A 7,024-nucleotide genomic window follows, 5' to 3' on the forward strand; every position below is an offset into this window, starting at 1 on the left:
CGGAGCCGGGCGGAGTGGAGGGCTCGGCCGAGTCGGCGGGGGCGGCGGGGTCGGCGGCCTCCGGCGAGTCGGTTTGCTCGGCGGGTTCGGCGGGGGCAGCGGCCTCGGGCTGTTCGGCGGCCTCGTTCTGCTCGGCGGCCTCGGCGCGCTCGGCAGGTTCGGTCGCCTCGGCGGGTGCGGCGGATTCAGCAGGTTCGGCGGTTGCGGCCGGCTCGGCGGCTTCGGCCCGCTCAGCGGGTTCCTCGGCTTCGGCCGGAGCCGCCTCGGTCGGCGCCGCCCCTCTCGGGGCCGTCGCCTGCTGCGGGACGGTCGGCTCCGTGGGGGCAGCGGACTCGGCACTGTCGGCAATGGGCGCCGAGGTATCCGTCGGGGTCTCCAAGGCCGGACCTCCCTGCTTCTGAACGACGTCGTCCCGATACGCACCGTACTGGGTGCTGCACATTAAGTGAGTATGGAATGCGCGCTGTCAAACCGCCCCGATGGTCGTACGAGTGATGGCTCGGTTCGGCGCGCCGGGCCGATGGGCCGGGCCGGGCGGCGGTCCGGCGGGCCACGGGGCGAGCGGCCGGGCATGGTCTCACGGCACAGAACCGGCCATGACCGGAGGGTGCGGTACGGGCCGGGCAGGGTGGGTGCGACGATGAGTGCCATCGTGATGACCGACCGGATCCGCCTGCTGCGCGCCGTGGTCTTCGCCGCGCTGTGCGTAGCGATGGCCGCCACCGCGCACGTCGCCATGGCCGGGCCCGGGGTCTCGCCGAGGGTGCTGGCCGGTGGGTTCGGGGCGGTCCTCGGGCTGACCTGGCTGCTCGCCGGAAAGCGGCGCGGACTCGGGGTGATCAGCCTCTGGATGGTCGTGGCGCAGACCGCGCTGCACCAGCTGTTCGAACAGGCCGGGGCGCTCTCCCGAGGGGGCGGCGGCCTCGGCCGACTCGCCGCCACGGACTGGGCCGCCCTCCTGCTCTGCAACCCGGACCGGGCGCCCGGCGGGCTCTCCCCGGTCGAGCTGGCACGGATGGCCGGCATCGACCCGGACGTCCCGCCGCTCACCGGCAGCCTGCGGCCGACGGCGGGAACGCACCACGGGGCACCGGGCCCGACGGCCGTGCACCCCGACCTGTCCGGGACGACCGGGATGGCAGGCACGACCGGCATGCCCACGGGGCCGCACACGATGCCGGACGGAACGTTCCACGGTGACGGGTCGTACGACGCGGCGCAGGTTCTGGTCGGCGGGTCGACGCAGGGACCGGCGCACGACATGGCGCACGGGATGTCCCACGGCATGTCGCCGGGGATGACCGCCGCCCACGTGCTCGCTGCGCTGGCGTGTGCGCTCCTGCTCTGGCGCGGCGACGCGGCACTGGTCCGGCTCTTCGAACTGCTCGGCGCGCTCGGCTCGGTGGTCGCGGGGGCCCTGCTGCTCCCGCTGCTGGCGCTGTTCGCGCGCCCCTTCGGCCACCGGGCCCCGGCACCGCCCCGCCCAGTCGACGACCGGGCCCGGCCGCCCCGGTCGGTGCTGCTCACGCATGCTGTGGTCCGGCGTGGGCCGCCGGCGTTCGCCCTCGCCTGCTGACGCGCCCGCCGCACCCTTCTCACCCCGGCCGCCTCCCGGCCATCGGGGCTCTCGCGACGGGCAGGTCGCCCTGCCGTACGGCCAAGCCTTTGTGTCGTCGTGCCGCCAGGGCGCGGGCCCGCGTCCGCCGCCGTGCCCCCTCAGGGCCGGCGTGCCGCGCGGCTGCCCCCGGACGCCGACGGTGCCGCGCTGCGCGGTGCCACCCCCGCCTTCCCCTCGGGACCTTCCCATGCCTCACTTCGACGGCGCACCGGCTCCGGCCGGCGCCCCCGTCCCGCCGTTCCCGCCCCTCCGGGCGCCGTGGCCGCGTCTACCTCTCGACGGCCTGCGGACCGTTCGGAGCACGATCTCCCGGCCGGTCCTCGCCGAGGCCGGCCAGCAGCCGGGCCGACCACTCGGGCGAGGGCCCGTCGGCAGCGCCCGCCCGCACCCGAGCGCGCAGCTGTTCGGCCCGGGCCAGCCACTCCCGGCAGCCGTGGCAGCGCGCGACGTGCTTGTCCAGCCGGGCCTCCGGCATACCGCTCGGTTCGCCGTCGAGCCGGGCGGACAGAGCTGTCCGAAACTGCGCGCATCTCATATGACCATCGTCCCGCACGGCTGTGATGCCGGGACCGGCCGGGTGGGGGGCCACCGTGGATGACGAACAGCTCACCGCACTGGCACTGACCGCCCGCTCCGGACGGGCGGCCGACGTCGAGGCCTTCGTCCGGGCGACCCAGCGGGACGTCTGGCGCTTCGTCGCCCACCTGACCGACGTGCAGTCCGCCGACGACCTCGCTCAGGAGACCTTCCTGCGCGCCCTGCGCGGCCTGCCCGCGTTCGCGGGGCGCTCCTCGGCCCGGACCTGGCTGCTGTCGATCGCCCGGCGCGCGGTGATCGACCGGTACCGGATGGCCGCCGCCCGGCCCCGCTGCGCGGCACTGCCGGACTGGCAGGAAGCGGCGGAGCGGCAGAGTGGCACACCGACGGCCGGGTTCGAGGACGGCATCGCGCTCGGCGATCTGCTCGACCGGGTGCCCGCCCAGCGGCGGGAGGCCTTCGTGCTGACCCAGGTGGTCGGCCTGAGCTATGCCGAGGCGGCCGAGGTCGCCGGCTGCCCCGTCGGAACGGTCCGCTCCCGGGTCGCCCGCGCCCGGGAGGAACTGGTGGCCCGCCTGCGCGCCGCCGAGGCCGGGGAACTCGCGACCGCCTGCTGAGCGGCGGGAGGACGACGGGCCGTCGGCGGGCGGGCTGCGAACGATCGGCAGCCGACGGCGAACAACCGACAGCGGACAGATGACAGATTTCGAAATCTGTCATCTGTCCGCTGAAAGTTGTCACCCGTCGGCCGTCCGCACCACACTCCCGCAAGAAATCCCCCAGGTGTTCGGAACCGGATCCCCTGCGCCACCGACTGCTGTACCGGACCCCGCCGCCGAGGCGGCGTCCGGTCCGGCAGCACGGGAGACGGAGGGACTTCATGACAGTGCAACCACCCCCGACCACCCAAAATCTGACGAACGATCAGCGCGAGCCGGTGGACCGCTGGAGCCTGGTGGTGGCCGCCGGCCTGCTGTCCTTCGTCGCGATGCTCGACATGAACGTGGTCAACCTCGCGCTCACCGACATCTCAGCCGGCCTGCACGTCTCCCCCGGGGTCGCCCAGTGGGCCGCCCTTGGGTACCAACTCCCGCTCGTCGCGCTGCTGTTGCCCGCCGGGCGATGGCTGGACCAGGTCGGCACCCGCTCGGCCCTGCTGCTCGCCGTCGGCTGCTTCGCCCTGTGCAGCGTGCTGGCGGCCTGCGCCCCGTGGGCCGGGTGGCTGATCGCGGCACGGCTGTTCCAGGGCGCCTTCGGAGCCGTGCTCTTCGTCCTGATGCCGGTGCTCGCCGCCACCTCCGTCCGGCCCGAGCTGCGCGGCCGGGCGATGAGCGTGCCCGCGACGCTCGGTCCGCTCGGCGCCGTCACCGGGCCGGTGCTCGGCGGGCTGCTGCTCGACCACCTGGGCTGGCGGGCGATCTTCCTCGTCAAGCTGCCGGTCTGCCTGGCCGCCGTCCTGATCGTGCGGCGCCACGCCCCGCACCGCGGCGGGCTGCGACCGCCCGACCGGTCCTCGCTCGGCGACGCCGCGCTGATCGGCGCCGCCGTGGCCGCCACCCTGCTCGGGCTCACCCTGGCCCCACGGACGCCGCTGTGGCTGCTGCTCGCCCTGCCCGCCGTACCGCTGGTGCTGCTCTGGCTGCGCCGCCCGGGCGGCCGGCCGGTGGCCGAGGTGCTTCGGGCCGCCGGGACCGCCGGGGCCAACGCCTCGGTGCTGGCCCTCGCCGCCGGCTTCGCGGCCTGCCACTACCTGCTCGCCCAGCACCTGCGCGGACCCCGGGGCGAGAGCGCCACCGCCACCGCACTCACCATGCTGGCGTTCCCGCTCGGCATGGTGCTGGCCGGCCGGGTCGGCGGCCGGCTGGCCGACCGCTGGGGCGCCCGCCCGACCGCGCTCACCGGTGCCGCCGTCACCGCCCTCGGCCTGGCCCTGCTCGCCCCGCTGGACCCGAGCTGGTCCGCCCTCGACATCGCCGCGCGACTCGCCCTCGCCGGCGCCGGGATGGGCCTCAACGGCGGCCCCACCCAGGCCCTGGTGATGACCTCCTCCCCGCCCGGGAAGCTCGCCACCGCCGGCTCCGCCGTCCAACTCGCCCGCAGCCTCGGCTTCGCGCTCGGCCCGGCCCTCGGCACCGCCGCCGCTCTCGCCGCGCCCCACGACACCACCGGGACGCGCGCCGGGATCGCCCTGGCCGCCCTGGTCGCGGCCACCGCCGTCGCCCTGCTCGCCCTGCACCGCCGCCCCGAGGCCTGACCACCCCGCACGACACCGCCCCGCGTCGCCCGCACCCACGGCACGCCACAACACACCGCATCGCCCCGCACCGCCCCGCATCGAAGGACCCCTCAGATGACCGACACGAGCCCCGACACGATCACCGAAACGTCCACCGCCCCGGCCGCCGACGACGACGCCCCGCGCTGCCCGTACGGGTACGACCGGCTCCCCTCCCCCGTCCCGCTGTACGGCCCGGCGTACAAGCGCGACCCGTACCCGCTCTACCGGCGGATGCGCGAGGCCGGGCCGGTGCACCGGGTGGAGTTCCCGAGCGGCATCCACGCCTGGCTGGTCACCGGCCACCGGGCCGCCCACGCGGCCCTCAACGACCCCCGCCTGGGCAAGAACCACAGCCTGGGCAACGACAATTGGCGCCGCCTCGCGTCGATCATGCCCGAGCCGCAGCACTCGCAGCTCCAGGTCCATCTGCTCCACCAGGACCCGCCCAAGCACACCTCGATGCGCCGGCTCGTGCTCGACGCCTTCGCCCCGCGCCGGGTGGAGTCGCTTCGACCCCGGTTCCAGGAGCTGGCCGACGCGCTGGTGGACGAACTGCCGCAGTCCGGCGGCGCGGACCTGGTGGCGGGCTTCGCGGCCCACTACCCCTTCCGGGTGCTCTCCGAAGTCATCGGCCTGCCGCCCGAGTTGGCCGAGCGCTTCGACCGGGACTGGGGCAAGGTGGTCCAGCCGGTCGGCCCGCAGGACCCCGGCCGACCGGCGTACGAGGCACGGCTGCGCGGCCTCCAGACGTACATCGCCGATGTCGTCGCCCGCAAGCGCGTCGACTTCCGGGAGCCCGGCTGGGTGGCCCGGGAGGACCTGCTGGGCCGGCTCGTCCACGCCCATGACGCGGGCGAGTTGAGCCGCGCGGAGCTCGACTCGATGGTCTTCCAGCTGCTGGTCGCCGGGCAGGAGCCGGTCACCAACCAGATCACCACCATGCTGGTCACCCTGCTGCGCCACCCCGAGCAGCTCGCCCGGCTGCGCGAGGGCATCGACGAGCCCGGCCGACTCGCCCGGGCGATGGAGGAACTGCTGCGCCACGACGCCGCGTTCGAGCTCACCACCTGGCGGTTCTTCGCCGAGGACAGCGACCTGTTCGGCACCGTCGTCCCGGCCGGCGACTCCGTGATCATCTCGCTCTGCGCCGCCAACCGCGACGACGAGCAGTTCCCCGATCCCGACCGCCTCGACCTGGACCGCACCCCCAACGCCCACCTGGCCTTCGGCCACGGCATCCACTACTGCCCCGGCGCCGCACTCGCCCGGGCCGAGCTCCAGGTCGCCCTCGCCACCCTGCTCACCCGGCTGCCCGGCCTGCGCCCGGCCGAGGCGCCCGGCGACGGTCTGGCGGACCTGGCCTGGGTTCCCGCCGTCCTGGCGCGCGGAGTGAACCGGCTGCCGGTCGCCTACGACCACCGCCGCTGACCCCCGGGGCACATCGCACCCCCGATCACACGCCCCCGATCACACGCCCCCGCTCACGCACCCCGGCTCCGACCGCCCGGAGCCCGACACCTGACGCCCGAAGCCGTACCGCACCACCTTCCGTGGAGGACCCCCATGCCGCCCGTCGGCACCGCCCCTGCCGCCATCACCCCTGCCACCGCCGTCGCCACCGCCACCGACCCCGCGGACCGCCCCTCGGACCGCCCCTCGGCCGAGCGGCTCGCCACCCGCGTCCTCGGTCTGCTGCTGCCGCACCGCCGGGCCGCGGACCCGGAGTTCGACGCCCACCCGGAGCACTTCCCGCTCCAGCTGGCCCAGTTGGCGGACTTCATCACCGCCGGCGAACCGATCGTCCTGACCCTGCCCGGCTTCCCCTGCAAGTCGCCGAACCCCGCGAAGGTGCTCGGCCACCTGCCGGACGAGGGCGAACGGCTGTCACTGACCTTCCTCGACGGGCTGTGCGCCGAGATCGGCCGCCTGTACGCGCCCGGCGCCCGGATTCTGATCTGCTCGGACGGGCACATCTTCGGCGACCTGATCAACGTCCCGGACGACCACATAGACGCCTACTCGGACGCCCTGACCGCCATGATCGCCCGCGAGGGCCTGACCCGCCTCGACACCTTCGACCTGCGGGCCGTCCTCGGCGACCTCCCGTACGACGAGAAGCGCGCCCGGGTGCACGCCCGGTACGCGCCGAGCGTCGAGGAGTTGCGCGAACAGGTGCTGACCGAGGAGGAGACCCTGCGGCTCTACCGGGGCATCACCCGCTTCCTCACCGAGGACACCGTCGGCTTCACCGGCACCCGCTCCGCCCTCCAGCGGGAGTGCCGCCGCCGCGCCTACGGCGTGATCCAGCGCAGCCGCGCCTGGGGCGAGTTGATCGCCGAGCACCACCCGCGCGCCGTCCGGCTCTCCATCCACCCGCAGCCGTCCGGGGCGGCCAAGTTCGGCATCCGGCTGCTGGCGGCGGCCGACGCCTGGATCACGCCCTGGCACTCCGCGGTGCTCCACCGCACCGGCGGCGAGCGCGAGTTGCTGCGCAGCGCGGAGGCCGCGCGGCGCGGCCGGCTGGTGCAGGGGGGCGGTGGGGCGAGCCACAACGAGTGGCACGAGCAGAAGCGCCGCAACCGGGTACCCCC

General features: G+C 75.3%; 6 protein-coding genes. 5 read left to right on the forward strand and 1 reads right to left on the reverse strand.

Features of this window, described 5'->3' with window-relative positions; all coding sequences use genetic code 11:
- The first annotated feature begins 640 nt into the window (after positions 1-640).
- Positions 641-1,576 (forward strand): hypothetical protein, encoded by a 936-nt coding sequence (locus tag ACWGKU_RS02565; RefSeq protein WP_401049211.1) that lies wholly within the window; start codon positions 641-643, stop codon positions 1,574-1,576.
- 310 nt (positions 1,577-1,886) lie between these two features.
- Here the strand turns inward: ACWGKU_RS02565 and ACWGKU_RS02570 are convergent, their stop codons facing one another.
- Positions 1,887-2,153, reverse strand: a complete 267-nt coding sequence (locus tag ACWGKU_RS02570; protein WP_452177703.1) for a zf-HC2 domain-containing protein — start codon at positions 2,151-2,153, stop codon at positions 1,887-1,889.
- Between the two features lie 25 nt (positions 2,154-2,178).
- Between ACWGKU_RS02570 and ACWGKU_RS02575 the strand changes: the two genes are divergently transcribed.
- From ACWGKU_RS02575 to ACWGKU_RS02590, 4 genes are all read left to right on the forward strand, one after another.
- Complete coding sequence (locus ACWGKU_RS02575) at positions 2,179-2,772, forward strand: sigma-70 family RNA polymerase sigma factor (RefSeq protein ID WP_452177704.1); 594 nt, start codon at positions 2,179-2,181, stop codon at positions 2,770-2,772.
- A gap of 263 nt (positions 2,773-3,035) precedes the next feature.
- Complete coding sequence (locus tag ACWGKU_RS02580; RefSeq protein ID WP_401049215.1) at positions 3,036-4,409, forward strand: MFS transporter; 1,374 nt, start codon at positions 3,036-3,038, stop codon at positions 4,407-4,409.
- A gap of 96 nt (positions 4,410-4,505) precedes the next feature.
- Positions 4,506-5,861 (forward strand): cytochrome P450 family protein, encoded by a 1,356-nt coding sequence (locus ACWGKU_RS02585; protein ID WP_401049217.1) that lies wholly within the window; start codon positions 4,506-4,508, stop codon positions 5,859-5,861.
- Between the two features lie 135 nt (positions 5,862-5,996).
- On the forward strand, positions 5,997-7,024 hold a 1,028-nt coding region (locus ACWGKU_RS02590; protein WP_452191319.1), incomplete at its 3' end, for an L-tyrosine/L-tryptophan isonitrile synthase family protein.

The organism is Kitasatospora sp. NPDC054768 (assembly GCF_053612025.1).